This window comes from Anabaena catenula FACHB-362 (assembly GCF_014698735.1).
In the GTDB taxonomy this organism is placed as follows: domain Bacteria; phylum Cyanobacteriota; class Cyanobacteriia; order Cyanobacteriales; family Nostocaceae; genus Anabaena; species Anabaena variabilis_A.
Window position 1 is genome coordinate 36,477 of the sequence record NZ_JACJTQ010000010.1, and the last position, 26,198, is coordinate 62,674.

General features: G+C 37.9%; 27 protein-coding genes. 14 read left to right on the forward strand and 13 right to left on the reverse strand.

The features are described 5' to 3' along the window. Positions 1-295 precede the first annotated feature (295 nt). Positions 296-2,032, forward strand: a complete 1,737-nt coding sequence (locus H6G68_RS09055; RefSeq protein WP_190906332.1) for an EAL domain-containing response regulator — start codon at positions 296-298, stop codon at positions 2,030-2,032. Here the strand turns inward: H6G68_RS09055 and H6G68_RS09060 are convergent. After that, positions 2,000-2,173: a hypothetical protein gene (locus H6G68_RS09060; RefSeq protein ID WP_190906333.1), complete on the reverse strand. Its 174-nt coding sequence runs from the start codon at positions 2,171-2,173 to the stop codon at positions 2,000-2,002. The two genes, H6G68_RS09055 and H6G68_RS09060, sit on opposite strands and share 33 nt — an antisense overlap. Before the next feature lie 111 nt (positions 2,174-2,284). Here H6G68_RS09060 and H6G68_RS09065 point away from each other — a divergent pair, with 111 nt between their 5' ends. The 6 genes from H6G68_RS09065 to H6G68_RS09090 all read left to right on the forward strand — a co-directional run bounded on the left by H6G68_RS09065 (position 2,285) and on the right by H6G68_RS09090 (position 6,371). After that, positions 2,285-3,106 carry a class I SAM-dependent methyltransferase gene (locus tag H6G68_RS09065; protein WP_190906334.1) on the forward strand — a complete coding sequence of 274 codons (822 nt, stop codon included), beginning with the start codon at positions 2,285-2,287 and terminating at the stop codon, positions 3,104-3,106. Between the two features lie 162 nt (positions 3,107-3,268). Beyond that, the gene (locus tag H6G68_RS09070) at positions 3,269-3,505 is read left to right on the forward strand and encodes a hypothetical protein (protein ID WP_242045197.1); all 237 of its coding nucleotides are present in this window, start codon (positions 3,269-3,271) and stop codon (positions 3,503-3,505) included. 28 nt (positions 3,506-3,533) lie between these two features. Then, a complete protein-coding gene (locus H6G68_RS09075) occupies positions 3,534-3,890 on the forward strand; it encodes a YtxH domain-containing protein (protein ID WP_190906336.1) in 357 nt (118 codons plus the stop codon). An 11-nt stretch (positions 3,891-3,901) separates the two neighbouring features. Beyond that, positions 3,902-4,441 carry a DUF948 domain-containing protein gene (locus H6G68_RS09080; protein ID WP_190906337.1) on the forward strand — a complete coding sequence of 180 codons (540 nt, stop codon included), beginning with the start codon at positions 3,902-3,904 and terminating at the stop codon, positions 4,439-4,441. A gap of 396 nt (positions 4,442-4,837) precedes the next feature. Continuing rightward, on the forward strand, positions 4,838-5,647 hold the full coding sequence (locus tag H6G68_RS09085) for a TPM domain-containing protein (protein ID WP_190906338.1): 810 nt from the start codon (positions 4,838-4,840) through the stop codon (positions 5,645-5,647). Positions 5,648-5,741: 94 nt separating this feature from the next. Further along, positions 5,742-6,371, forward strand: coding sequence for a precorrin-8X methylmutase (locus H6G68_RS09090; RefSeq protein WP_190906408.1), 630 nt, complete (start codon positions 5,742-5,744; stop codon positions 6,369-6,371). 3 nt (positions 6,372-6,374) lie between these two features. Here the strand turns inward: H6G68_RS09090 and H6G68_RS09095 are convergent, their stop codons facing one another. From H6G68_RS09095 to purE, 4 genes are all read right to left on the reverse strand, one after another. Beyond that, on the reverse strand, positions 6,375-7,049 hold the full coding sequence (locus H6G68_RS09095; protein WP_190906339.1) for a phosphate ABC transporter permease: 675 nt from the start codon (positions 7,047-7,049) through the stop codon (positions 6,375-6,377). 169 nt (positions 7,050-7,218) lie between these two features. Further along, positions 7,219-8,055 (reverse strand): 4-hydroxy-tetrahydrodipicolinate reductase, encoded by an 837-nt coding sequence (dapB, locus tag H6G68_RS09100; protein WP_190906340.1) that lies wholly within the window; start codon positions 8,053-8,055, stop codon positions 7,219-7,221. 198 nt (positions 8,056-8,253) lie between these two features. Continuing rightward, positions 8,254-9,723, reverse strand: a complete 1,470-nt coding sequence (locus H6G68_RS09105) for an ammonium transporter (RefSeq protein WP_190906341.1) — start codon at positions 9,721-9,723, stop codon at positions 8,254-8,256. Between the two features lie 458 nt (positions 9,724-10,181). Continuing rightward, positions 10,182-10,700, reverse strand: a complete 519-nt coding sequence (gene purE, locus H6G68_RS09110; RefSeq protein ID WP_190906342.1) for a 5-(carboxyamino)imidazole ribonucleotide mutase — start codon at positions 10,698-10,700, stop codon at positions 10,182-10,184. Positions 10,701-10,784: 84 nt separating this feature from the next. Between purE and nagA the strand changes: the two genes are divergently transcribed. From nagA to H6G68_RS09135, 5 genes are all read left to right on the forward strand, one after another. After that, positions 10,785-11,966 (forward strand): N-acetylglucosamine-6-phosphate deacetylase, encoded by a 1,182-nt coding sequence (gene nagA, locus H6G68_RS09115; protein ID WP_190906343.1) that lies wholly within the window; start codon positions 10,785-10,787, stop codon positions 11,964-11,966. Positions 11,967-12,136: 170 nt separating this feature from the next. Beyond that, positions 12,137-12,820, forward strand: coding sequence for a magnesium protoporphyrin IX methyltransferase (gene bchM, locus H6G68_RS09120; protein ID WP_190906344.1), 684 nt, complete (start codon positions 12,137-12,139; stop codon positions 12,818-12,820). Between the two features lie 106 nt (positions 12,821-12,926). Continuing rightward, the gene (locus tag H6G68_RS09125) at positions 12,927-14,477 is read left to right on the forward strand and encodes a hypothetical protein (protein ID WP_190906345.1); all 1,551 of its coding nucleotides are present in this window, start codon (positions 12,927-12,929) and stop codon (positions 14,475-14,477) included. A 370-nt stretch (positions 14,478-14,847) separates the two neighbouring features. Then, positions 14,848-15,339, forward strand: coding sequence for a hypothetical protein (locus H6G68_RS09130; protein WP_190906346.1), 492 nt, complete (start codon positions 14,848-14,850; stop codon positions 15,337-15,339). A 31-nt stretch (positions 15,340-15,370) separates the two neighbouring features. Beyond that, a complete protein-coding gene (locus H6G68_RS09135; protein ID WP_190906347.1) occupies positions 15,371-15,751 on the forward strand; it encodes a DUF423 domain-containing protein in 381 nt (126 codons plus the stop codon). A gap of 202 nt (positions 15,752-15,953) precedes the next feature. On the opposite strand, the gene H6G68_RS09140 is transcribed toward H6G68_RS09135, so the two are convergent. Beyond that, positions 15,954-16,304: a DUF6717 family protein gene (locus tag H6G68_RS09140; protein WP_190906348.1), complete on the reverse strand. Its 351-nt coding sequence runs from the start codon at positions 16,302-16,304 to the stop codon at positions 15,954-15,956. 32 nt (positions 16,305-16,336) lie between these two features. On the opposite strand from H6G68_RS09140, the gene H6G68_RS09145 reads away from it, so the two are divergent. Both H6G68_RS09145 and H6G68_RS09150 read left to right on the forward strand, forming a co-directional pair. Then, entirely contained in the window at positions 16,337-17,095 is a 759-nt protein-coding gene (locus H6G68_RS09145; RefSeq protein ID WP_190906349.1) for an ATP-binding cassette domain-containing protein, read from the forward strand. 15 nt (positions 17,096-17,110) lie between these two features. Beyond that, on the forward strand, positions 17,111-18,643 hold the full coding sequence (locus tag H6G68_RS09150; RefSeq protein WP_190906350.1) for a glycine betaine ABC transporter substrate-binding protein: 1,533 nt from the start codon (positions 17,111-17,113) through the stop codon (positions 18,641-18,643). A gap of 29 nt (positions 18,644-18,672) precedes the next feature. Here H6G68_RS09150 and H6G68_RS09155 read toward each other — a convergent pair whose 3' ends face one another. The 7 genes from H6G68_RS09155 to H6G68_RS09185 all read right to left on the reverse strand — a co-directional run bounded on the left by H6G68_RS09155 (position 18,673) and on the right by H6G68_RS09185 (position 25,999). Then, entirely contained in the window at positions 18,673-19,167 is a 495-nt protein-coding gene (locus tag H6G68_RS09155) for a DUF427 domain-containing protein (RefSeq protein WP_190906351.1), read from the reverse strand. Between the two features lie 36 nt (positions 19,168-19,203). Further along, positions 19,204-20,064: a sterol desaturase family protein gene (locus tag H6G68_RS09160; protein WP_190906352.1), complete on the reverse strand. Its 861-nt coding sequence runs from the start codon at positions 20,062-20,064 to the stop codon at positions 19,204-19,206. 311 nt (positions 20,065-20,375) lie between these two features. Beyond that, a complete protein-coding gene (locus H6G68_RS09165) occupies positions 20,376-21,962 on the reverse strand; it encodes a mechanosensitive ion channel family protein (protein ID WP_190906353.1) in 1,587 nt (528 codons plus the stop codon). Between the two features lie 72 nt (positions 21,963-22,034). After that, positions 22,035-23,150, reverse strand: coding sequence for a mechanosensitive ion channel family protein (locus H6G68_RS09170; RefSeq protein WP_190906354.1), 1,116 nt, complete (start codon positions 23,148-23,150; stop codon positions 22,035-22,037). 35 nt (positions 23,151-23,185) lie between these two features. Next, positions 23,186-24,163 (reverse strand): L-histidine N(alpha)-methyltransferase, encoded by a 978-nt coding sequence (egtD, locus tag H6G68_RS09175; protein WP_190906355.1) that lies wholly within the window; start codon positions 24,161-24,163, stop codon positions 23,186-23,188. 181 nt (positions 24,164-24,344) lie between these two features. Next, a complete protein-coding gene (ovoA, locus tag H6G68_RS09180; protein WP_190906356.1) occupies positions 24,345-25,703 on the reverse strand; it encodes a 5-histidylcysteine sulfoxide synthase in 1,359 nt (452 codons plus the stop codon). Positions 25,704-25,837: 134 nt separating this feature from the next. Beyond that, positions 25,838-25,999 (reverse strand): hypothetical protein, encoded by a 162-nt coding sequence (locus H6G68_RS09185; protein ID WP_158624006.1) that lies wholly within the window; start codon positions 25,997-25,999, stop codon positions 25,838-25,840. Positions 26,000-26,198 lie beyond the last annotated feature (199 nt).

The following is a 26,198-nucleotide window of genomic DNA, read 5'->3' on the forward strand; positions in this document are numbered from 1 at the left end:
ACTTTTGTGTTCTCAAAATTAGGAAATTAGTTTCTGTATGGTTTTGGTTGACTGCGGCTGGTGTAGCTTACCGTTAGGTTTCATGCTTACATACCTTCATTTTGCGAATTTTCAAGTAAAAAGGCTTGTAATATCGGCACTTTAACAGTAATAATAACCGTATATCTCCTATAAATGAAGATATTTAATATATGTATAGGACTGCTATTTATCACGTAGCATCCCCTTCCGATATTGCCTATACTGAAATATCAAGATTAATTTCTTGTTTTTAATCGAGCTTTACCTAAACCTAATGAATAACATTTTGATAATTGAAGATGATCCTCTAATGCGAGAGCTTATTCAGGAAATTCTCGATCAGGCGGGGTTTTCCACGATTACGGCTGAAGATGGATTGGTTGGACTAAACATGATTAAAGAGCATCATCCAATTCTCATTATGTGTGATGTCATGATGCCTCATTTAGATGGCTATAGTTTGATTGAAATCTTACATCAAGATCCAGTCACTGCGCTCATTCCTTTTATTTTCTTAACTGCTAAAGATGAGCATTGTGATCTGCGTCAAGCAATGAGTCTTGGTGCTGATGATTACTTAACCAAACCATTTAATGCCGAGGAACTTCTCCAAGCGATTACGACACAACTCAAAAAACGCGAAATATTTACCGAATATTATCTAAATCAGGTTCAGCAAATGGAAGCTAAACTCATGTATTTAGATCGTCACGACAGCTTAACTGGGTTACCTAATCAATTTTTATTAGAAGAACATTTCAATCAAACTCGTCTTCAAGCTTACAATGACCGTCAAATTCTGCCTTTGTTACTTATTGATATAAATATTTTTCACCAGACAAAATTAATTTTTGAATCTAGCTTAAGGCAATTATTACTAAAAGCTGTGGCTACAAGATTAAATGATATGCAGTTGCAGAATCATGCCATTGACTTAATTTCCTATTTGCAAACAGATAAATTAGTGATTTTGTTAAAGTCAACTCTAGATATTCAGGTCGCTGCTGATATTGCTCAAAAGATTTTAGACAATCTATCACAACCTTTATTTTTTAATACCCAAGAAATTTCTCTGGCCGCTAAAATCGGGATTACTTGTTATCCTGACGATGGTCTTCAACTAAATGAATTACTGACTAATGCTGAAGTTGCTTTAGAACATTATAAACAACAAGATACCAGTTTTTATCATTTCTCCAGTCCAGAGATACTAAAGACGGTTTTTAGAAAAACTATTTTAGCAACTGATTTAAACTACGCTCTAGCACGAAATGAATTTCAGCTTTACTATCAACCTCAGATCAATATCACAACTGGTCAGGTTGTCTGTGTAGAAGCATTGATTCGTTGGCAGCATCCAGAACATGGCTTTATTTCTCCCGCAGAATTTATTCCCATTGCCGAAAAATCAGGTTTCATTATCCCTTTGGGAGATTGGATATTAAAAACTGCTTGTCATCAACTTGTTGTTTTCCAATCAGAGGGATTGGGTAATTTTAATCTAGCAGTAAATATATCTGCTTGTCAGTTTGCCAACCCAGATTTCAGTCAGCGCGTGATTGATATTATTGCAGAAACAAGTCTTGCGCCTAAGTTTTTAGAATTAGAATTGACTGAAAGTGTATTTATTGAAGATGTTGAAGTAGTAAAGGAAAAACTAAATCAGTTATACAATTATAGTATTCAGATATCAATTGATGACTTTGGCACAGGTTACTCATCTTTAAAATATCTTCAAGAGTTTTCTTTTAATCACCTGAAAATAGATCGTTATTTCATTACTAATATCGACAAGATAGACAGTAAACAAGCAATTGTCAAATCTATCATGCAAATGGCAGATAATCTGCAAATAAAAATTATTGCTGAAGGAGTAGAAACAGAAGATGAACTATGTTGGCTCAGACAAAATAACTGTAATGTCATCCAGGGATATTTTTTTAGCCGCCCTCTAGCACCAGAAGAGTTGAAAAAATTTTTATTGACTATACAATGCCGCAAATTTCAGTGAGTCACCACTCATTTGTGTGATGCCTGTGGCCAGCATAGCTATGGTTTCCATAACTGTTGTATCTGTTGTCACTAGTAGCGGGTTACGAAAGATAGCCGACTTTAGCCAAGCTGGGATAAGAGCAGTTGCATCTGTCAACATTTTTTAATGAGTAGATTTCTTTTTATTTTGAATAATTACTCTTATAATAATTTGATTAGAATTACTAGGAAAATTTTATTTTATTAAAAATATATGATTATACCATAACTTATGAAAGAATTAGAGCAAATAAAAAATCTATATCCCCAAGATTTAGATTTGAAAAAAAACTGGTATTCTCCCGTAGCAGATGCTTATAATAAAGTCAGACCACGCTATCCTCAAGAAATCATTAATCGTACTGTAGAAGTAGCTAAACTTTCCCCGGCAAGTAAGATTCTGGAATTAGGATGTGGGCCAGGAAACGCAACTGTATCTTATGCTCAATTGGGTTTTTCAATGGTTGGTCTAGAACCAAGTCAGGAAGCTTGTAAGTTTGCCAGAGAAAACTGTGCAGCATATCCAAATGTAGAGATTCAAAAAACGACTTTTGAAGAATGGAAATTAGAACCAGAGAAATTTAATGCTGTTTTAGCAGCGACATCTTTTCATTGGATGAACTCGGAAACAGCTTATGCAAAAGCCGCTGATGCTTTACAGGAGGATGGTTCTTTGATTTTGTTGTGGAATATGACACCTCAACCTGATTATGAGGTATACCAAAATTTGCATGAGGTTTATCAAATTTATGCTCCATATTCAGCACGATATGAAGATAGTACAACTCAAGAAAAGATAGTCAGATCTTTTGGACAGAAAGTCATAGATTCAGGTCGATTTGAAGATTTAATTTCCGATCAGGTTCTGTGTCAAGTAACTTATAGTGTTGATAATTATTTGCTGCTTTTGGGTACACTTTCACCATATTTAAAGTTACAAAAATCAATTCGGGATGCTTTATTTGCAGGTTTGCGGTCAAAGATTGAGCAGCATTATGGAGGAAGTATTGAGATTACATATATTTCGGCTTTTCAGGTGGCGACGAAGGTTTAGGTGAGGCTTTTATCTCGCGCCAGCAATTTTCAGGTAAATGAATGACACAGCGAAAAATAAATGTAAAAAATGGTAATTTTAGTTATCCTAATTAACATCGTTATCTCCGTGATACTGTTATATATAGCAATAAAATTGTTGCAAATTAGACATAAATTGGCAATGGTAACTGATACCTTAACCAACTATGAACGCGCTACTCAGGCAACTTTACACATAGCACCAGAAAGTATATATACAGGACAACAGGAGATTTATAACCTGCGCCAAATAAATCAAAGACTAGAACTGCAAATCCAACAAGTGCAGCAAATTTTCAATCTCATTTTACTAGGAAGAAAAATTTGGCAGCAATCTTTTTGGAATATCGGGTCTTGCCAGAGGAGAAAACCCACCTAAAATGGGTGTAAAGAGAAAAATAATTAAGATGTCTAATAATCGTTCTGGAGTATTTATTGGCGGTTTGATGCTAGGAGCAACTATCGGTGCTTTAACCAGCTTGCTTGTTGCTCCACGCACAGGGCGCGAAACACGTAAACTTTTGAAAAAATCAGCTGATGCTTTACCAGAATTGGCAGAAGATATATCAACAAGTGTGCAAATCCAGGCAGATCGTCTTTCTGCCAGCGCCGTGCGAAACTGGGATGATACATTAGAGAGACTGCGGGATGCGATCGCTGCTGGGGTAGATGCTACACAGCGCGAAAACCAAGCCCTACAAAGGCAAAACCCCGCTGACGGAGAAAATAAAGATTCTCTCACCCAGCATCTAGAACGCTCATAAATAGCATAACTGTGATTGATCCTCTGTTTTGGCTGGGACTTTCCATCCTCTTAGTCGCTGCTAGTCTAACTGCTGTGTTAGTGGCGGCTATACCGGCTTTGCAGGAATTAGCACGCGCTGCTCGTAGTGCCGAAAAATTCTTTGATACTCTCTCACGTGAGTTACCACCTACTCTCAACGCCATCCGCAATACCAGTTTAGAAATAACAGACTTAACCGATGATGTCAGTGAAGGTGTCAAAAGTGCCAGTCAAGTCGTTCAACAAGTAGATCAAAGCTTAGATAGCGCCAAAAAACAGGCTCAGAATATTCAAGTTACTACACGTAGCGTCTTAGTTGGTGTAAAAGCTGCCTGGAAAACATTTACGCGCCAGAAACCAGTTAGACGAAGCGCCGAACGCTTGCCCATGAATGAGAAACCACCGCTCACATTGCGAGAGCGAGAAACACCGAGACAAGAAAATCGGCGCACACAACCAGAAACCTACCGTCTCAATCATGGTTATAGCGAAACTGTTCATTGGGAAAGCGATGTAGAGGACGAAGATTAAACTTGAAAGGGACTGGGGTTATGGAGGGAGATGAAGAAAATTAAGAACAGGACTTACGCATAAGTCACGAAAAAACTAACCATAGAGAAGCCAGTGCGTTGCGGAGGGCAGTTGCGTGGGCTGGTTTCCCGACTTGAGCAAACTGTCCGTTGGGGTTCCCCTCGTTGTAGCAACTGGCGCGACACAGAGGTCACTGAGAAATAGGAAGGAGTTTAAGAGGTTTTTTGCGTAAGTCCTAAAGAATTACCAATCACTCATAATTCATCACCAATTACACTTTGCCCAGATGTCTTAGATTAGAGTAAAGTAAACAAGTGTAAAGAAGTATCACTTTTCCCGTACTTTTTTAACATAGCTTGTTCACTTCCACCCGTTAATACTTATATAAAAAATTCCATGCAGCTTTGTTTTTGGCGACGAGTTTTAGTATCCATTGCAATCTTTTGCTTTTCAGGGTCAATTTGGGCAATGCAATCTCCATCAGCCCTAGCTTACGAAAATCCTGACCTACTACCTGCTATATTCACCCCAGTTGTAGATTTAGCTAAATCTCTCCCTGACCCGCAAGAAGAAAAATTGGTCAGAGAATTAGAACAATTTGAAACTGATACTGGCTGGAAATTGCGAGTATTGACCCAGTATGACCGCACCCCAGGTAGAGCAGTCATCAAATATTGGGGTTTAGATGACAAAAGTATTCTCTTAGTTGCCGACTCTCGTGGCGGTAATATCCTCAGTTTTAGTGTTGGTGATGCAGTTTATGAATTTTTACCCAGGACTTTCTGGATTGAACTGCAAACCCGTTTTGGCAACTTGTACTTTGTGCGCGAACAAGGGGAAGACCAAGCCATCCTACAAGCCTTAGATTCAGTTAAAGGTTGTTTACTTAAGGGTGGTTGTAATGTCGTTCCCGGACTACCAAGGGAACAATGGATACTTACTCTCATTACCTCCGCTGTGGGTGGGGTTATTTGTGGCTTTGCGGCTCAACCTCGCAATGATAAACAAGTGTTCGCTTGGCAATGGGCGTTAATTTTCTCACCATTATGGGGAATTTTATTTATCGCCTTCGGTATTGGCCCAGTAGTTACTCGTACAAGCGATTGGCTGCCTCTAGTTCGTAATATCTCGGCTTTTCTGATGGGTGTTTTAGTTGCCTATTTATCTCCAGTTTTCAGTCGTCCTTCTTCCAATGCTGAGTCTTGAGTTAAGAAGAAGGGAACTCTTAACAGGTGAGAATAACCTTCTTCCTGTCTTCTGATGATAAGCTGAAAGCTGATATGTGAGAAGCTTAACAGCAATGGAATGGCACGTAACTGATGCTCAAAGCTTGGCAATCATTGATAGTGAAATTGGCGATCATGTCTTTTCACCAGCGGAGTATGAGATAGTCCGGCGAGTAATATACGCCACATCTGATTTTGAGTACAAGTCGTTAATCCGGTTTTCGGAACACGCTTTACAATCAGGAGCAGCAGCACTAGCAGCACGCACCACTATTGTGGTAGATGTGCCAATGGTACAGGTTGGTATCGCTTACGACATTCAAAACACCTTTGCCAACCCGGTGTATTGCAGCATGGAAGCTCTGACACGTCCACAAAAGGAAAGAACTCGTGCTGCTTGGGGAATTGAAACCCTTGCCAAGCGGTATCCAGAGGGTATCTTTGTGGTCGGTCAAGCGCAAACTGCACTAACTGCACTTGTAGATTTAATTGAAACTGAAGAAATTCGACCGGCTTTGATAATTGCTACCCCCGTAGGATTTGTCAACGTAGATTCTGTTAAAGAACGTTTGCAAGAATCTTTAGTACCTTATATTACTATTGACAGTCGCAAGGGTAATGCAGTTGTGGCAGCTGCAATAGTCGATGGCTTGGTTGATTTAGCATGGCAAGCCTATGGCCAAGATCGGAATGGAGGGAATTAACTTTTAATTTCTTCGACGGCGACGGGGTTGATCTTGTCGGTCTTCACGTAAGCGGAGACTGACTTCATTGAAGAAATCCTGTCGAACTAATGGATAGTCGCTTATCCATAAGTTTCGACTGGGAATGTAGATATTGCTAAATTCTTCAATGCGACTTAAATCTGAGCTATTTGACATTACTATCATTTCTGCGATTTGACCACGAGCGATCGCTTTGTGTGCAGGACGTAATGGTGCTTCAAATTCAACAGTAAATCCTGTATCATCTCCCAATTCTAAGTTAATTCGTTTTTCGCGGTTTTCAATAATTACCAACTCGCCTTTGTTGTTGACGGTTTCTTGTTTACCAGTCAACTTATCTGTAATCCACCAATCCATAACTCTTCCACGAAAAAAGCCGCTGTACTTGAAACGGCGGCATTTTGCATTACGGATACTGGCTTGAAAGACTGGATACCATAGCCAAAAAAAAGCGCCAAATACCCCGAATACCAAAATAAACCCAAAATCCAGCCTGAAAAGGGTTTGAACCAGTAAAATTACAACTACAGTAACTACAGAAATTAACAGCCGCTGCAAAACATTGCTTAACTTTCCCCAGTAGTATTTGTACTGAGAACCAGTGGCAATGAAGGGGATGATTTGTTCAAATTTTTGGCGCGTTAGAGGAACAAGCATGAATAGTGAGTTGTGAGTGATGAGTACCGAGTGCTGAGTGATGAGTACCGAGTGCTGAGTGATGAGTTAACTTCTTTGTTCTTTATTTCTCCTGACTCCTGACTCTTGAACGGCAGTTGACGGCAGTTGCTACAAGTCGGGGAACCCGTCCACCGCACTGCCTCCTTCTTTAAAGTATTTTTTCTAATCCATATACTAACGACTTTAGCTGATTTACTTTGCGAATTGCTAGTAAGACTCCGGGCATATAGCAGGAGCGATCGCTTGTATCATGGCGTAATGTATAAATTTGCCCTGCTGCGCCAAAAATCACTTCCTGATGGGCAATTAGTCCCGGCAAGCGGACACTATGAATTCTAATCCCTTCATCTGCTAAACTGCCTCTAGCTCCTGGTAGTTTTTCTGTTTCTTCTACTTGAGGCGGGTTAAAGGTTTTACCTAATTCTGCTAGGAGTTGGGCTGTTTGAATGGCTGTCCCGCTAGGAGCATCAGCTTTTTGGTTATGATGAAGTTCAATAATTTCTACATGATCAAAATATTTAGAAGCGTTTACAGCTGCTTGTTGCAGCAATACCATCCCAATAGAGAAATTAGGAATCAGCAAACAACCTGTACTAGCTTTTTCAGCAAAGTCTGTCAAATCTTGAACTTGTTCGGGACTTAAACCTGTGGTTCCGACAACTGGACGAATTCCGTAAGCGATCGCACTCCGCACATTATCATAAACTGCATCAGGATGGGTAAAGTCTACCATTACCCCTGGAGCCATCTGTCTTTCACCCGCCACATAGCCTAACATTGGCTCTAATTGATTGGTAATAGGCACTTCTAAAGGTTCGCTTAAACCTGCCAGTTCCCCTGCATCTTTGTCTTGATGTTCCGGTGAGGTATCGAGAGCGCCCATCAAAATCATATCCGGTGCTTGAGCAACTGCTTTGATTACTTCACGTCCCATTTTGCCAGCTGCACCGTTGACAATGACTGGAATAGTAGATTGATTAGTCATATTTTCTTAAAATGCGTTTTCAGTCAACAAACGCATTGTAGAAGAATTTGGCTAGTGACTCAAACCTTTAAAGGGTAGGGTGTAGGAGAAAAAATAATTTTCTTCACTACACCCTACCCTCTATCCACAAATTATCCTACTGGGTAAATCTTGATTGGTTAGATAATTGCGTGCTTACCTATGACCTAACGATCTAGATTATTCACCCTCTAAAGCGTTAATTCTAGGATTTTTAGAGAGATTTTGTTGTTCTTCTACAAACTCTTCTACTGCATAAACATCAGGCCAAACAGTCGCGCCGTGTTCGTAAGCATCAATACCAATTTTGTCAGCTTCAGAATCAACACGCAGTCTACCAATAGCTTTGAGTCCACCAAACATTAAAAAGGCAAACGCTACAGTAAAAGCGGTGATAGCAACTAAACCCAAAATCTGCACACCCAACAAATCAAAGCCACCACCTAAAAATAGTCCAGCTTTTTTGTTTAGGGTCAGTTCTGCTTGACCAAATAAGCCAACAGCTAAAGTACCCATCATGCCATTGATACCATGAACTGCAAATGCACTTACAGGGTCATCAATATGCATTGCTTCAATTAAATCAATGCCTAGAACTACTAAAATTCCACCGGTTAAACCAATTAAAACCGCAGCCCAAGGAGCCACAAAAGCGCAACCCGCTGTAATTCCTACAAGTCCTGCTAAAGAACCATTGAGACAATAAACTAAATCCCATTTACCAGAACGGAAATATTGGAAAAGCATTCCTGCAAGAGCGCCAGCACCAGCGCCAAGGGTAGTATTGAGTGTGACTAATCCAATTAAGCCAGGATTAGAAGTACCCAAGGTTGAACCTGGATTGAACCCGTACCAGCCAAACCATAAAATCATGGTTCCCAAGGTTGCTAAACCTAAGTTATGTGCCGGTGGTAGTGTTCCCCAAGGAGTGCGTCCAGGACGGGAACCGAGTAAATAAGCACCAACTATAGCTGTCCAACCACCAACGGTGTGAACTACAGCACTACCGGCAAAGTCATGGAAACTCATTTTAGCTAACCAGCCGTTGGCGTTCCACACCCAGTGGACAATAATTGGATAGCTGAATGCACCCATGATGGCGCTGTAAATTAAGTCAGCAACAAAGTCAGTTCTTCCCGCCATTGCGCCTGTAGTAATTGTACTGGCTGTGGCTGCAAAGGCAAATTGGAAGAAGAACAAGGTGTAAGCATTGAGGTTGGACGCTATACCTGGTACACCACCACTAGGGAAGGCTCCATCAATGGGTAACTGACTCAGGAAAAAGGTATCTGTGCCAATGAAACCACCCGCGCTTGTACCGAAAGCAATACCAAAGCCAATACCCCACCACACCAAAATGGTGACAGCAGCATCAACAAAGTTTTCTAATAAAGCGTTTACTACTCCTCTTTGTCGCAGCAAACCTGCTTCTAACATGGAAAAGCCTGTTTGCATGAAGAAGACTAAAAACCCTGTTAGTAATACCCAGGTGGTATCAATAGAAATTTGTAATTGTTTTGTTGTGCTGTCTAAAGATTGGAGTGTTGGCGGATCTGCTGCTTGTACAACTGTAGGAGCAAAAATTGCAAACACCATTGAGCCTATAGCTAGTGCTAGTAGGCGATACAAGGGTTTAATATTTTTATTCATTGCTTTTTTTCCTGCTAGAAAAGCTCTATTTGATCTTGTTTAGAATCTTACAGAAATCAATTAGTTTAATTAGGGTCACTAAACAAGATTTTTGCCAATAAATCTGGAAAAAATATTTGATTTAGGGCAAATTTAACCGAATCTAAATACAGGAATAATTAAATTATTTCCTGTTGCAAGGTGTTGAAATTACTACCACAATAAGTTGGACTGATTTTGCATTTAATAAAGTTTAAAGTTCTGTATCAGAGACTACATTTTTTTGTATTTGATCTCAATAATCTTTTCAGCAGTAAAGACTCAAGGGGCTGTATCCTTTACTATATCGGGATTTTCAGTTATCAAAGTTGCACAATCAAAATTTTAGAAAAAGTATATGTAAATATAATAAATTATGACTTTTTATATAAAAAATCACAATTTATCATGACAATTTTCTTTATAGTCAATTGTAATAATTAAAACATCTGTTGTAAATATTGCTTGTAGCCTAATGCTTCTAATTGGCTTTGCTTGTCCATCACCATATCGCATAGGCTTTGTCGATATGCTTGGACTTTTTGCAATAATTCTGGTTGGTGAGTAGCGAGAATCTGTATTGCTAAGAGTCCGGCATTTTTAGCATTACCAATGGCTACCGTCGCTACGGGTATCCCTGCTGGCATTTGCACAATGGAATATAAAGAGTCTACACCTTGTAAGTTACGGGTAGATACGGGGACACCAATTACAGGAAGTGGGGTTAAAGATGCTACCATGCCAGGAAGATGCGCTGCGCCTCCTGCACCAGCAATAATTACTTTGATACCTCGTTGATGTGCTGTTTGGGCATATTCCACCATCCGTTCTGGGGTACGATGGGCAGAGACGATCGCAACTTCGCATTCAATACCGAATTCTTCACAAACTGCGATCGCATCTTTCATTGTGGGCAAATCTGAATCACTGCCCATGATAATACCAATTTGAAGACTCATATGATTTTAGATTCTAGATTTTGGATTAATTACCGATGCTTCCATCTACAATCAATTCAGATTTAGCTTTTTTTGGCTAGGGTAATGACCAAAGCAACACCAAATCCCATCCTATCAAACGTAGATATTATTAATGCCAGAGTACCCGGTTATCAAGATTTGCAGATGATCTGGGTAAATGAAAACGGCACAATTGAGCAAATTTTGCCAATAGGTACAGTCTGCAAACGCTCTCCAGCAAAAGATTTACAAATTTTGGATGTGGCTGGTGACTGGATTTCCTTAGGTGGCGTTGATTTGCAAATTAATGGTGGACTAGGTTTGGCCTTTCCTGATTTAACACCAAAAAATGCCCCAATGCTGGAAAATATCTCGCAATTCTTGTGGAATGTGGGTGTTGATGGATATTTACCAACCCTAGTGACAACGTCTATAGAAAATATACAGCGATCGCTTGCCGTTATCTCTAATTTTTCTCCCATCTCTGTCAACTCAGCCCAAATCCTGGGAGTGCATCTAGAAGGCCCCTTCTTAAACTACTACAAACGTGGCGCACATCCAGCAGAATACCTTCAACCCCTAACCATTGATAAAGTCAAGCGACTGATTGGAGATTATGCTTCCATTATCAAAATCATCACCTTAGCACCAGAATTAGATACCACAGGTGAAGTGATCCCATATTTGCGTTCTTTAGGAATCATCGTCAGTTTAGGACATTCTCAAGCAACCGCAGTGGAAGCACAATGCGCCTTTGAGATGGGTGCAACGATGATAACTCACGCCTTCAACGCCATGCCACCATTACATCACCGCGAACCAGGATTATTAGGTGCAGCGATGAATAATCCCGGTGTGATGTGTAGTTTTATTGCCGATGGACAGCACGTTGTCCCGATAATGTTAGAAATTCTCCTCCGTGCTAGTAAAGGGCTGTTTCTAGTCAGTGATGCCCTTGCACCATTAGGATTAACAGATGGCGTGTATCCTTGGGATAGTCGGCAAATTGAAATTATTAACGGTACAGCCAGATTAGCTGATGGTACTTTATCAGGGACGACTTTGCCTTTATTGGTAGGAGTGCAGAACTTGGTGAAGTGGGGAATATGCGACGCAGAAAAAGCCATTTATCTAGCTACAGACGCGCCCAGAAAGGCTATTAATTTACCAACACTTACCCCCAATCAACCTGCCAATTTCTTACGCTGGCATAAGGACGAAGCCACAGGAGAACTTTCTTGGCAAAGGTTGACAGGTGATAGGTAGAGGAGGTGACAGAGTTGAAAGTCTGTTTCTGTCTAATGACTTATCAAAAAAACTCTCCGCGTCTTCGCGTCCCCGCGTCTCTACATTCTATTGCCCATGCCCTAAAAACTGACCATTGACCGCGAACAAATGATAATTTTAAGAATTGTGAACCGTTAAATAGAGATGTTATGAACGTAGCCGACGATAAAACAATTGTACGCGAGTACTTCAATTCAACAGGTTTTGACCGTTGGCAACGCATCTACGGTGATGGTGAAGTCAACAAAGTCCAACTAGACATTCGCACTGGACACCAACAAACCGTAGATACAGTCATCGGCTGGTTGGAAGCAGACAAAAATTTAGCAGAATTGTCAATCTGCGATGCTGGTTGTGGTGTAGGTAGTTTGAGTATTCCTTTAGCCATAGATGGCGCTAAAGTTTACGCCAGCGATATTTCCGCCAAAATGGTTTCAGAAGCCCAAGATAGGGCTGTACAAGCTTTATTTAATACTGTAAATCCCACCTTTGCTGTGCAGGATTTGGAATCTTTAACTGGTAGTTATCACACTGTCATTTGCTTAGATGTTCTGATCCATTACCCTCAAGAGAAAGCAGATGAAATGATTTCTCACCTCTGTTCTTTAGCACAATCACGAATCATTCTAAGTTTTGCACCTAAAACCTTATTTTTGACTATTCTCAAGAAAATTGGTAGTTTCTTTCCAGGCCCTAGTAAAGCCACTCGCGCTTATTTACACCGGGAAGTTGATGTAGTGAAAATTCTGGAAAAAAATGGATTTACAGTCCAAAGACAAGCAATGACTCGGACTCGGTTCTACTTTTCTAAGTTGTTAGAAGCTACAAGATAAACAGCAAACATCGCAGCAAAATCAATACTGTATTTTTGCTGCGGTTTACATCTGACAAATTTTCAGCTTTGATTTTGAGCATTATTTTATTTAATACCTTTCTGAAATGACAGCTAAAAAAGTAATTAACTATCCATCAAAATTAATATTGGCTTCTCCTTGGTTGATTATATTTATCTTTTCGGTTATCGGTCTTATCGGCATTCTCAACCATTCAATGTGGAGAGATGAACTAAATCCTTGGTTGATTGTTAGAGATAGTAAATCTTGGCAAGATTTAATTGAGAATATTCGTTATGAAGCTCATCCTGTGCTGTGGTATTTCTCTTTGGCATTGCTGAGGAATATTGCTGATACACCTATCATCATGCAACTATTTCATTTATCTCTGGCAATTTCTTCTGTGACCATTGTTTGGTTATATAGTCCTTTTAATTATAGACAAAAGTTCCTTTTTACATTTACCTATCTCCCTTTTTATGAATTTCTCTTAATTTCTCGAAATTATGCTTTCGGAATGTTGTTTATTTTTGCTTTTTGTGCAGCTTTTCCATCTAGGAAAAAAACTTATATTACTTTAGCAATTTTATTAGGATTAATGGCAAATACTAATGCCTATGCCCTATTGATATCATTTGCTTTCTTATTAACTTTAATATTTGAATTTTGTTTTGATATTGAACATCGTCAGCAGTATCTTCAGAAAAATAAAAAAGCTGACTTATTTATAAGTATTGCAATCATTATCGCTTGTTATATTTTGGCAATAAATATTATTACTCCTCCTGCTGATAGTTATCTTCATGGAGGATTAAATACTGGCTGGTCTATGACACTAGATTTGCGCCATTTCTTGAAAAGTATAGGTAGATTATTTGGTGGTTATTTTTTAATAATACCCGCATCTAAACGCTGGCTAGATTTAATTGTCTGTGCCGTAATTGCTATAGTCATGGTAATTCTAACTTTAATTAAGTTATCTAAAAAACCCTTTGCTCTCTTTTTTTACATCATTGGAACTTTAGAGATATTTACATTTGCCTACTTGAGATTTTCTGGTTCAGGGCCTCGACATTTTGGGCATTTTTATTTAATTCTTTTGGCTGCGTTATGGCTGGGAAGTTATTATCAAGAATCGAGTCTTTTTACCACCAAATTTATTATCCCACCCAACTCACTTAAATTCGTTCATAAATGGCAATATATAATGTTTATGGCGACTTTATATATGCAATTTTTTGGAGGTATTTATGGCTTTTCTAGAGATATGATTATACCTTTTTCTGCCAGTCGAACAACAACACAGTATATTCAGAAGTCTCAGCTAGATAATGAATTTATTGTTGCTAGTCGAGATGCAAATATGGCTGCATTATCAGGTTATCTTAACCGTAAATTCTATTATCCTGAACGGCAAGATATGGGAAGTTTTACCCTGTTTAAAAAAGGACGTGAAGAAGTTGAACAATCAGAAATACTAGAACAAATTAGTTCTCTTTTAAATTTGCCAAAATACAAAAATAAAATTTTACTTATTTTACATAAAAAGCTGCAATTCAATCAAACTGATTTGAAGATTGATCCTATCAAGAGTTTTGAGAAAGCATGGATAGATACTGAACGATATTATCTCTATTGGGTGAGTCAAAAAAAATAAGAATTTAGAATAATGGATAAATTCTTTGACTTGTGGATAATTGATACCTGATCCAAATAATATCAAGTCGGGGTAATTGCTGATCAAAAAAACTCGACCCGTCCCCGTGTCCCCGTGCGGTTCCTTAATGATAAGTATTCAAACGGACATGATATAATTTCTCTCTGCTTTTCATAACTCGGTACTCCAACAAAATTAATTACACGATTAATTACACAGCTTTTTTAGAGGTTAATAACTTTTTCCATAGCCATAAATGTTTCACGGACTACAATATGAGAGACTCATGACGGATTTGTGGAAATATGACTGGAAGCAGAACACAAGTGAGGTTAAAATCGCAAGCAAAGTCTAACTCTGAAGCAAAACTATGAAAACGGCTGAAAAATTGGCTGCTGGTTGGTTGCTTACACTCGGATTCATGTTTCTAACGATATCAGTCTCAGCAGTAAGTACAAAAAATACCACACTCAAGCCCATCTTAGCAGGGATAGAGAATGAAGGATTGGTAAGAGATTTTATCAATAAAGATGCTGTCTATCAACTTGATAATACGGCTATGCAAGGTATCATCTTTGGTGTTCCTACAGCCATATTGGGGGTATGGTTAGCTTTGGGATTGTACAAGCAAAACCAACAAGAGAAAAAAGCGATTAATCAACAGACAAATGAACATTTGCGATTGCAATTTTATCAAATGTTACAAGAAAATCAGGGAAAAATAACTCTGTTAAGCTTTGCAATGCAGTCGCAATTACCAGCAACTGAAGCCAGAAAATATTTAGATGAAAAAGCTAAAGAGTTCAATGCGAATTTTCAAGTAACCGAAGAAGGAGCCGTATCATATCATTTTGATGTTTAGTCTCACTTCACTAATTTACGGCTAAGTTCTGATGACGCAGATTTTTTTGACTGTAGCTGCCATTTTCGGTGGTTTGTCTGTTGCAGGTGGTGCTTTTGGCGCTCATGCTTTGCGGGAAAAAATCAGTGAGCGATCTTTGGAAATTTTCGACACTGGCGCTCGCTACCAAATGTACCACGCTCTAGCACTTTTGTTAGTCGCTATCCTCATGAGTCGTCTCGAATCACCCCCAGCTACCCTTGTAGTCAGTGGTTGGTTATTTATTGTTGGTGTGGTCATATTTTCAGGTAGCTTGTATGCTATCAGCTTAACTGGTATCAAGTCATTAGGCGCTATAGCCCCATTAGGAGGAATAGCATTGATGACTGGTTGGGGTGCTTTAGCTATTACTGCTGCAAATATGAAATTTTGATATCTAGAAACTTTCAGCTATCAGCAGTTAGCAGGAAAAGTTTCTTGTCAAATTAAATCCCCGAATCCTTAGAGGATGTTTTAAAAGTTGTGGCTGAGGTATTCAAGACTTTATATCCTCCTTTGTAAAGGGTTAGAGTGAATCGAAATACAACTCTAGACTTTACAAACATCCTCTAAAAAATCGGGGATATTCACATTTATTAATAATATAAACTTTGAGCCTGACAATATATTTTTTGTGGTGGTTCATCAAAATATTTAAACAAAACAGAACATAACCATCCTTCCACATTATGTTTTTCCCAATGATACCAATAACCATTATATTCTGGTCTAATAGCAATTAACTCAGCTTGATAACCAGGAAAAGGACTACTAGAAAATATCATTTTAAAACCTTCATCACAATTATTGATATCCTTAACTAAGATATCAATCATCTCTGGGATACCACTCACAAAAGGTTCTTGGATAATTCCCAGTTTTTTATCATCAAAAACCCATGTATGATTATGCCGATATGGGAAAATAATCAAAATTGCATTATTCATATTCACCCTTGAATTTCTTTCAATAAACCCCCATGTCCCCAGCACCAGAAATTGCCGTTGAGTTTCGGGATGTCAGCTTCCAAATTAATCGCCGTACCCTGTTATCTCACTTAAATCTCACCATCTACCAAGGGGAAGCCCTCGTCTTACTAGGACGCAGTGGTAGCGGCAAGACCACCACCTTAAAATTAATCAATCACCTCCTCATACCCACTCAAGGACAAGTTTTAGTCAATGAACGCCCTACAACTGACTGGGATGCCATTCAACTGCGACGGCGCATCGGCTACGTCATCCAGGACATAGGCTTGTTTCCCCACGTTAGCGTCGGCGAAAATGTCGGACTTGTCCCTTCTCTAGAAAAATGGACACAACAGCGGATTGAGGCGCGAGTCTATGAAATGTTACACTTAGTTGACTTAGATCCAGAAACTTATGCCCACCGTTATCCAAATCAGCTATCTGGCGGTCAGCGTCAGCGAGTTGGTGTGGCCAGGGCATTAGCTGCCGACCCGCCTATATTATTGATGGATGAGCCTTTTGGGGCACTCGACCCCATCACTCGCCTAGAATTGCAACAACAGTTCCATCACTTGCAAAGGCAACTGGGAAAAACAGTTATCTTTGTCACCCACGACATTCAAGAAGCTTTCTTTCTGGCGACTCGAATTGGGTTGATGTATGAAGGAAATTTAGTTTTTCTAGGAACGAAGGCAGAATTCCTCCAATCTCAACATCCAGAGGCCAAGGCTTTTATTGCTTGTTTGAATGCTTGGGAAAACAGCGCTTAATTTAAGGATTTAACCTTGTTTTTAACCCAATACGCCCCAGAAATCCTTCTCCGCACCGGGGAACATTTACTATTAGTGGCGATCGCCATGCTAGTGGCCATCTCCATCGGCATTCCTTTAGGCATTCTCATCACTCGTCACCCGAAATTCGCCGAACCCATTCTCGGTTTAGCTAACGCCCTACAAACCATTCCCAGTTTAGCTATCTTTGGCTTCCTCATTTCTGTACCTTTCCTGGGGGGAATTGGCAAAACTCCTGCCATTGTCGCCTTAACTCTCTATGCTTTGCTTCCCCTGATTCGCAATACCTATGTCGGTATCAATAGCGTCAATCCAGCGATTCGAGAAGCTGGAAGGGGAATGGGGATGACAGACTGGCAATTGTTGGTTCAGGTAGAAATTCCCCTAGCCTCAGGGGTGATTTTGGCTGGAGTCAGGGTTGCAACGGTGATCTCCGTGGGAATTGCCACCATTGCAGCTGCGATCGGTGGCGGTGGGTTGGGAGTGTTTATTTTTAGGGGCATTTCTACAGTTAATAATCAATTAATTTTAGCCGGAGCAATACCCGCCGCTATCATCGCTTTAGGTGCAGATTTGGGCTTGGGATGGGTAGAAAAACGTCTCACACAGCAAAGAGACAAAAAGAGCAAAGTTAATCGTCAAATTGGCATCGCATTGGGCATATTAACGTTACTGTTTGTGGGATTAATTGCCTTTACCTTTCGGCAAACAGCGCCAACAATAGTGATCGGCTCAAAAAATTTCACAGAACAATATCTATTAGGAGAATTACTAGCTCAACAAATTGAATCTCACACTAAATTAAAAGTTGATCGCCGCTTCAATTTAGGGGGAACTTTTATCTGTCATGAAGCTGTAAAATCAGGGCAAATTGCTGGCTATGTTGAATACACAGGAACGGCATTTACAGCGGTATTAAAGCAGAAACCTATTAGCAATTCTCAAATAGTATATCAACAAGTCAAGCAAGACTACGACCAGAAGTTTAAATTAGCAGTCATGCCGCCTTTAGGATTTAACAACACCTTCGCTATGATCATTCGGGGTGAAGATGCTAAACGTTTACAGATTAAAACCCTTTCCGAAGCAGCTAAATATACTCCTCAAATGCAAGCAGGATTTGGATATGAATTTCTAGAACGAGCAGATGGTTATCCAGGGTTAGCAAAGACTTACGGCTTAAAATTTGCCAAATCTCCCCGACAAATGGAGTTAGGATTGATGTATCAAGCCTTAAAGGAAAAGAAAGTAGATTTGATAGCAGCCAATTCTACAGATGGCTTAATTCCTGTTCTAAATTTAGTCATTTTAGCAGATGACAAAAATTATTTCCCACCTTATGAAGCTGTCCCCATCTTCAATCAAGAAATTCTGAAAAAATATCCAGAGTTACGCGAAGCAATTAACCAATTAGCTGGTTTGATTTCCACTGAAGAAATCCAAAAAATGAATTATCAAGTAGATAATCAATCTCGTCCAGTTGAAGCGGTCGTTCGTGGGTTTCTTCAAACTAAATCTAAACTCTAAATTTAGATATCACATTTCGCAAGTTCTATTTACCACCATTTTGTCCCTGGTTCACCTTTAAATGGCCCAACAATATCAGAAGTAATCCATCCCCCGTAAAAATCACCTGCTTGAGCTTTAACTAACTCATCATTGACATAGCAAGCATCCATTAAACTGGCATAAAAACTATAGTATTCTTGAATTGATTCAAAATTAGGACTAGGCTGAATATATCGCCAAGCAGCATTATTGACATATTTATCACCCACAGAAATATCATAATATTGACACCAACCTTTCCATTCACACCAAGTTTTCCTAGGTGTTGCTATTAAATGTTCAATTTTAATATCTTCAGCCGGAATATAATAACCAGGAGGATGACTAGTTTCTAAAACTCTTTTTCCGCGATTTGTTTCTGCTAAAACAATACCATTAAAAATGATTTTTAGATGTTTATTACTATCTTCTAAAATCGCTGGACGGGGATAATCCCAAACTGATTCTTGACCGGGTTGTGGGGGGATAGGATTTGGTTTCATGGTTATTTAATTAATTATTATGACCATTAAATTATATCATTTATTAACTGACACTGTAGACTGAGAATCATCAAAATGACTATTTATCTTAGATTCAATCAAACTCATAGGAAACATAATTCCTGGCTTTTTAGTAATAGGATTTATGGTTTTAAATACTCTATCCCAAAAACCTTGAATACCATAATTTCGGTTAAAACCAGTATGATGAAGATCATGGAAATCTGAGGGAATAAAAAATATTGATAAGGAACTATGACCTTCTAAATTATAAATATTACCTATCAAAGTCCATGCACAAAGTTGAGTGATATCATATCCAAAGATAAAGATAGGTAAAACATCTGTGATGGTAACAACAAGATATTCCAAAAGGCTTTTATGTCCAGCTACAAAACTTGATGTATCTTGAAATTCATGATGTTTAAGATGAATTTTGAGAAATGATTTTGTATGAAATAATCTATGGACTACATAAAAGCCGAAATCAGCAGCAACTATTCTCATCAAAAACCATCCTAAATTTAGAAGTAAACTATTACCTCTATGAACTTCTGGAGCTAAATATAGTATGATTAATGTTGATATAAAAGCTTTTATTTCTCCTGTAATAATACCTTTTATAGTGAAAGTAGGAAACTCTTGCTTTTTTACTTTCTTAACTCTTATCGTTAGTTTATCTCTTAAAACATCGTTGCTTTTGATGAATTTTTCAATTAAAATACCAATAACATAAAATGATGTAGAACCAATTAGCCAGTATAATACTACCTGGGTGATAAAATTAAGTTTTATATTATTGAACAGAAAATAAAATACTTGCTGAACAATTGTACAACTAATAGCAATCTTGAGATAAAATTCTAACTCAAAACAGCAATTAAATAACCTTTGCATTTTTTTAAACCCTAATTTATTTAGGTTAATTAATATTTGATTAGTTTTATTAAAAGGCACGTAATTAAAAAGTCAAGTAGCTGATGATCAATCTCATCTCAATGAGATCATTATCTTCTGAATTTGTAATCATCAAAAATCCCATATCAAGAGAATTTCTTCCTGTTAAAATGTAAAGATTTATCTTAATTGGGCATTTAAAGAATATCATTGTTTGTCACCTTGATAGATATCCCAAAAACAAAACTTAACTAACTAATTTACCCAAATTTTTTAGAGATGAGAATTTGACATAAAAAGAGTTTGCCAAATTAATTTTCCTTACTTTCATTATTACCAGCAGGAAGTAGAATACCTTTCAGCAACAAATTATCCATAAACATCTTCCGCAAAAACCGCTGAATATGAAGATGTTTTCCCGGTTTTACCTTGGTTAAGGTTCGTAACAAAAAGTGAGATTCACTTACACTTTCTACACCTTCTACAAAAGTTGGTTCAAGGACATCTAACTCATTTTCTTTTAACTGAATTCCTATTTCCTGAATTACTTCATATATATGTGATAAATTGGAATTATAAGGTACATTAACTTCCACTACTGCAAATATATACTGTTTGGAGTAATTGGTAATTGAGCCAATATCCCCATTACGAATAATATGTAATTGACCATTGGGATGTCTGATGCGGGTGGTTCTCAGTTCTATCGCCTCAACAGTACCTTCTACTGTTTTCTCTTCGGCTTTCCCCGCCTCAATATAGTCACCTACCAAATAGTAATTTTCAAAGAGAATAAAGAAGCCACAAACTATATCATTAATTAGTGTTTGTGCGCCTAACCCCACAGCGATACCAACAATCCCAGCACCAGCGAGAATAGGAGTAGGATTAATATCAAGGATGTAGAGAATGGAAATCGCAACGCTGAAATAGATTAAATATTGCAACAAACTACGAAACAAAGGAATCAGAGTTAAGCGTCTGCTTTTTTGAATATCAGTTAAATTATTGTCTTTTAACAACACCTCTTCTAGTAATAAGTAAATCACCTCAAACATCACACGACTTATGAAAATGATAGCGATAATTTTGATGATTTTTAAACCAAAAGTGGCTAGTTTAGCTATTAACTGCACCTGCTGAATTACTAATGTGACAGTGCAGACGTAAATCACAAATTCTAAACACCGTTTTAAAAAGGGAATCAGGTGTTGGAGACGATCATAAAATCTTAATAGATTATCAGGACTGGAGTATCTGACGCTCAGAACATCTAGAATATCAACAATTGCTGCAACTGCTTTGAGAATTAGTAATCCCACACCAATGATCAGATAGATTCGTAGTGCGATATATAGATATTCGGAAACTACTATGGGTAATTTGAGAAATTGGGTACAAGTAATCAGCACCCATAACCAGATTCCACCTCTAATTCTTTGATTGAGTGCGGTAAAAAAAGCGTCAATACTTTCATCATCAGTGGTATTTTTGTCTAAGCTCTTAGCACGATTACTAGCTATCTTCAACCAAGATTTGATAACTTTTAGAGCGAATATTGCTGCAATTACAACACCACCACTTTTAGAAATACCAATTCCTAATGCCATCCAAAATCCTGATGGAATCCGGCGAATTAAGGCTATTGTATATTGTTGCAGGTCTTCACCCCGATAGATTAGATAACCATTAGCACCGACAATCAAAATGCACAATACTATGCAACCAAGTAATAACAAACCAGTAATATTGCGGCGCAGGATTTTAATTTTTATATCGTCACACTTCAATATTGATAATCTAACTAACAACTTGAATAACTTACCTAAAAGCCATCTTAATTTTAGAAAAACAATTATTAAAATGCCGACTTCAGCCAAAATAATTAATAGGTTCATAGTTCGGTAATTTTCGCATTTTTATGATACCCAAATCCTCAAAGAATTCGGGTATATCTATTCTGAACTTTCTTAATTGTTGCTGTTTTTCATCTGTTTATATTTTTCTGGGTCGGCTTCTAGTTCTACAGACAAGAAATCAATGCCCTCTTTTTCCAATATTTCTAGTATTGCTAGATTTAAGTTCTTTTCTGCATCAAAATAAAGATTGTCATCATTGACAAAAGCCATAATTTCAATCACGCGGGCATTCTGTTCGATTTTTTTGAAGCGCACTGTACAAGATGGGGAAAATCCAGGAATCTGTTTTGGTAGTTCTTGAATATTATCGCAAATTCTGGCAGTTTGTTGTGCGGAAATTCCGTCAATACTAAGAATTAAATTCAGTCCCCATTTTAACTCTTTACCAGGATTTTGTGACCAATTCTCTACAATTCCAGAAATCATGCGAGAGTTGGGCATTTTCAGAATAGAACCCCATTTAGCTAAATGTAGGGTTGTAGTTCTAAATCCAATATTTTGGATTTGCACAAATCCATCTACTCCTGATATGCCTACCCAGTCACCTTCTTTATAGAGATTATCAGAGTAAATAATTATTGTACAAAACCAGTCATAAACAATATCTTTGAACAGTAAACCTAAAGTTATTCCGGCACCACCTAATAAACCAACAAGCGCAGCGGCTGATTGTCCTAAAAATATCTCACTCACCTTAATTGTGATGACTATAATTGCTGCCGATTGAAATATTTTCGGCATCAATGGCCTCAACAATTCATCAAGCTCAGTGTCAGTATGCAGAACCATGTTAGCAATTATCTGCCCCAAGATTGAAGAGGCACGATAAACAACATAAGCTACTATGAAAACAACTATTAAGTTGAGAATTCTAGTGATTGTTTCGCTTAATTGCAGCCCTATATTTTCTGCCAGAATCTCCTTGACTAGCCACAGCCCACCAATGAGAATCATCCAGCTTAAGGATGGTTTGATAATTGTGATCAACTCATCGTCGAGTTTAGTTTCAGTTTTGCTAGTGAATGCCTCAATGCTTTTAATAATCCCGGCAACAAAAAACCGTCTTAAAGCCTGTGTCAGCGTCAGTATGAGAATAACAACAAGGATTTTGGCGATGGGGATGCCGGAGTAATTGATATTTTTAAGCGCGTTCCAAACTGCTTCCATAGTGGACTAAGATGTAGTTGAGTTAATTAGAAAATTTATTGAGCTTGGCAAAGAATTAAGCCAAACCACTGTTGAGGATCTGTCCAAGTTTTCACAGTTTTAAGTCCTTTGGTTGCAAGTTGTTTTTGCATAGTTGCTAAATCAAACTTGCGAGAAATTTCAGTAAGAATGCTTTCCCCAGCTTGAAACGAAATCTTTAAATTGAGGATATCTAAGGATACCCAATGATCTTTTTGGCAATGGAGATACATTTCTATTTGAGAGGATGTTTGATTATAAATTGCTTGATGTCTGAATAAATTTATGTCAAAATTACCTTGAAAACGCCAATTTAAATGGGAGAGCATATTCAAATTAAAAGCAGCCGTTACGTCTTGACTATCGTTATAAGCTGCTTCTAACATTTTTGGTGGTTTTTGTAAATCAATACCCAGCAAAAAGTAATCTCCTGGTTTTAAAGTCTGAGCTATTTTGCTCAAGAAACTATCACATTCCTGCGCTGTAAAATTGCCTAAAGAACTTCCTAAGAAAAACAGCAGACGTGATTGTAAATAATTTGATTCTAGGTGAGATAAAGCTTGTTCATAAGTTCCTAATAATCCATGAATGGAGAAATCAGGATATTTTTTTTGTAGTTCTATGACGCTGGTTTTAAGGATTCCCCCACTCACATCAATTGGTAGATATCTACAAGAATCGGCAATTTTTTGATAAGCATCTAATAAAAGACGAGTTTTAGTAGAACTCCCACTACCTAATTCTATTAATTCACAACAGCTTGTGATTTGAGCAATTTCATCAGCATATTGACTCAAAATCCATGCTTCGGTGCGGGTTGGGTAATATTCAGGTAACTCACAGATTTTTTCAAAGAGTTGAGAACCAAGATCATCATAAAAATACTTGGGGGGTAAAGTTTTTGGAGTTTGGGTTAATCCCTGAATGACATCTTCACCATCATTCTTTAAATCTTGATAATGATCATCAAGAACAGTTAAAGTTTCGATTAACATTTTTTAATTCCTTCTATTTTTTGATCTTAGAAAATCCTGACTCTTCAATTCTCTCAGGGACTCTGCGTGAAAAAACCGTAAATTAATAGGACTTACGCAAGATGTGACTGAAAACCTTATTGCTGTGTAGCGGTAATTCATGAATTACCGCTACTTTGGTTCTGTTTTGCGTAAGTCATAATTAAATAAGACTCAAATTCTGAACAATTCTAAACCCAACGTGCTGATAAAAGTAGGGACGAAACCAGTTACGATAGGATGGTAATGCCATTGAACCATTAGTTGCCCAAGAACCACCAACCATCATCAAATGCTTTCCATCAAAAAAGGGTGCGGATTGATCTTCATAAAGCTGATGGGGTTGAAATCCTGGTAAGGAGTTGAATGTCTCTCCTAACCATTCCCAAACATTTCCTCGTAAGTCATATAGACCATTTTTAGTATTAGCTGGTTTGAACATTCCCACGGGACTGGGAGAAATGAATTGTAAGTTGATATTAGAGTTATTTGATAAGGGTCTATCTTCAGATATTAGTAAAGCTTGCTTCCATTCTGCTTCGCTCATTAGACGTGTTCCTGTGCCTTTCCAGCGACAATAAGCGATTGCTTCGTAGTGATTAACTTCCACAGGCCAATTTAGGGGTAAATCCATTTCATCAAAAGTGGCTCGATAGCGATAGCCATTTTGAGATGATATCCAGAATTTGGGATGTTTTACGTTGTAGAGTTGTTTCCAAGTCCAAGATTCACTAGTCCAGTATTCTGAATTATTGTAGCCATCAGCTTGCACAAACTCTATAAATTCTTTGTTGGTTATTAAATATTGACTAGCTAAAAATGGTTTTACTTCAACTTGCAGATGACCATATTCGCTATCCCAACCGTAGGTTAAATCATCTTCAGATTTTCCCAATTTCACCATACCACCAGGAATTTCTCGCATTTCATTATGAATATTTTCCCTATTACTAGGTGCATAATTCCATCCTTGGGGGCGTTTTAGCTTCTCAACTGGTAATTGACGTAGCAGCATAGAAGAGGTTTCAAAATGAATGCGACTGTGTTCTATTCCCATTAGCAAAGCCCAAAAAGGATGCTGTTGATGAATAGGGAGATTAAGGGGAGTTTTTTTAATAATTGTTGTAATTTCTTCCCTAACTTTGTCCCGATATTGCCAAACTTTTTCTACATCAGGCCAGATAACTTTTTGCATAGCTGCATCTAGTTCTGCTGGTGTTTCTGGATCAACTCCTAGTTCAAATAGAATTTCAAATTTTGGGTTAATAGAATTTTTGATTAAACCAACACGAATTAATTTATTGATATAAAAAACAGCCGAGTGACCAAGATAAAAAATTAGAGCATTTCTTAAAGGATCAGGATTGATATAGAAGGTTTCTTCCCCAACTAAACTTTTCATGAGCGTTTCTTCAATTTCCCATGAATTCTCAAAGTAATTGAGTAGGGTTTGTGAACTGCAATCATCAAGTTTGGGGACTTGAGTCAATGTCAGTTTATTAATTGTGGGAATTGTGGGCATGATATTAATTTAATTTTTGTATTCGCAGCGACAGCGATTTTTTTGTTTATATGCATTTAATTATCGCATTTTGGTCTTATTTGGTGATTTTTAATCATTATTTAATAATTGTGTGATTTTCAATACAAAAACAATTATGTAATTTTAATCACTAAAAAACCAGGGTAATCAGGAAATTTACCCTTAGTATCGTGTCTGCCAAAATACTTATTATTAGGGAACTGTGCGGGGATGCTGAGAGTTTTTTGATAAGCAATTAGCCAGATTTGATCTAATAAACCAAGTTGCTGATTCAAGGTATGAATTTAAGCTCACGCAGAGGCGCAGAGAGTTTTTTTGATAAGTCACTAGCTGGACTTGATATCAGCCATAAACTCTCTTTAAAGACAGCAAGACCGCGACTCTTACTGCCTTAATGATAATTAACCTGATACGATATAAATCCCTCAAAAGTCCAATTTTCTTAACTCATACTACCCATGTGAACCAGATTTG

Bases quoted from the DNA above. Each gene is read 5' to 3' on its own strand.
- H6G68_RS09055 (WP_190906332.1), top strand. From the start codon at position 296: ATGAATAACATTTTGATAATTGAAGATGATCCTCTAATGCGAGAGCTT.
- H6G68_RS09060 (WP_190906333.1), bottom strand. From the start codon at position 2,173: ATGTTGACAGATGCAACTGCTCTTATCCCAGCTTGGCTAAAGTCGGCT.
- H6G68_RS09065 (WP_190906334.1), top strand. From the start codon at position 2,285: ATGAAAGAATTAGAGCAAATAAAAAATCTATATCCCCAAGATTTAGAT.
- H6G68_RS09070 (WP_242045197.1), top strand. From the start codon at position 3,269: ATGGTAACTGATACCTTAACCAACTATGAACGCGCTACTCAGGCAACT.
- H6G68_RS09075 (WP_190906336.1), top strand. From the start codon at position 3,534: ATGTCTAATAATCGTTCTGGAGTATTTATTGGCGGTTTGATGCTAGGA.
- H6G68_RS09085 (WP_190906338.1), top strand. From the start codon at position 4,838: ATGCAGCTTTGTTTTTGGCGACGAGTTTTAGTATCCATTGCAATCTTT.
- H6G68_RS09090 (WP_190906408.1), top strand. From the start codon at position 5,742: ATGGAATGGCACGTAACTGATGCTCAAAGCTTGGCAATCATTGATAGT.
- H6G68_RS09095 (WP_190906339.1), bottom strand. From the start codon at position 7,049: ATGCTTGTTCCTCTAACGCGCCAAAAATTTGAACAAATCATCCCCTTC.
- dapB (WP_190906340.1), bottom strand. From the start codon at position 8,055: ATGACTAATCAATCTACTATTCCAGTCATTGTCAACGGTGCAGCTGGC.
- H6G68_RS09105 (WP_190906341.1), bottom strand. From the start codon at position 9,723: ATGAATAAAAATATTAAACCCTTGTATCGCCTACTAGCACTAGCTATA.
- purE (WP_190906342.1), bottom strand. From the start codon at position 10,700: ATGAGTCTTCAAATTGGTATTATCATGGGCAGTGATTCAGATTTGCCC.
- nagA (WP_190906343.1), top strand. From the start codon at position 10,785: ATGACCAAAGCAACACCAAATCCCATCCTATCAAACGTAGATATTATT.
- bchM (WP_190906344.1), top strand. From the start codon at position 12,137: ATGAACGTAGCCGACGATAAAACAATTGTACGCGAGTACTTCAATTCA.
- H6G68_RS09125 (WP_190906345.1), top strand. From the start codon at position 12,927: ATGACAGCTAAAAAAGTAATTAACTATCCATCAAAATTAATATTGGCT.
- H6G68_RS09130 (WP_190906346.1), top strand. From the start codon at position 14,848: ATGAAAACGGCTGAAAAATTGGCTGCTGGTTGGTTGCTTACACTCGGA.
- H6G68_RS09135 (WP_190906347.1), top strand. From the start codon at position 15,371: ATGACGCAGATTTTTTTGACTGTAGCTGCCATTTTCGGTGGTTTGTCT.
- H6G68_RS09140 (WP_190906348.1), bottom strand. From the start codon at position 16,304: ATGAATAATGCAATTTTGATTATTTTCCCATATCGGCATAATCATACA.
- H6G68_RS09145 (WP_190906349.1), top strand. From the start codon at position 16,337: ATGTCCCCAGCACCAGAAATTGCCGTTGAGTTTCGGGATGTCAGCTTC.
- H6G68_RS09155 (WP_190906351.1), bottom strand. From the start codon at position 19,167: ATGAAACCAAATCCTATCCCCCCACAACCCGGTCAAGAATCAGTTTGG.
- H6G68_RS09160 (WP_190906352.1), bottom strand. From the start codon at position 20,064: ATGCAAAGGTTATTTAATTGCTGTTTTGAGTTAGAATTTTATCTCAAG.
- H6G68_RS09165 (WP_190906353.1), bottom strand. From the start codon at position 21,962: ATGAACCTATTAATTATTTTGGCTGAAGTCGGCATTTTAATAATTGTT.
- H6G68_RS09170 (WP_190906354.1), bottom strand. From the start codon at position 23,150: ATGGAAGCAGTTTGGAACGCGCTTAAAAATATCAATTACTCCGGCATC.
- egtD (WP_190906355.1), bottom strand. From the start codon at position 24,163: ATGTTAATCGAAACTTTAACTGTTCTTGATGATCATTATCAAGATTTA.
- ovoA (WP_190906356.1), bottom strand. From the start codon at position 25,703: ATGCCCACAATTCCCACAATTAATAAACTGACATTGACTCAAGTCCCC.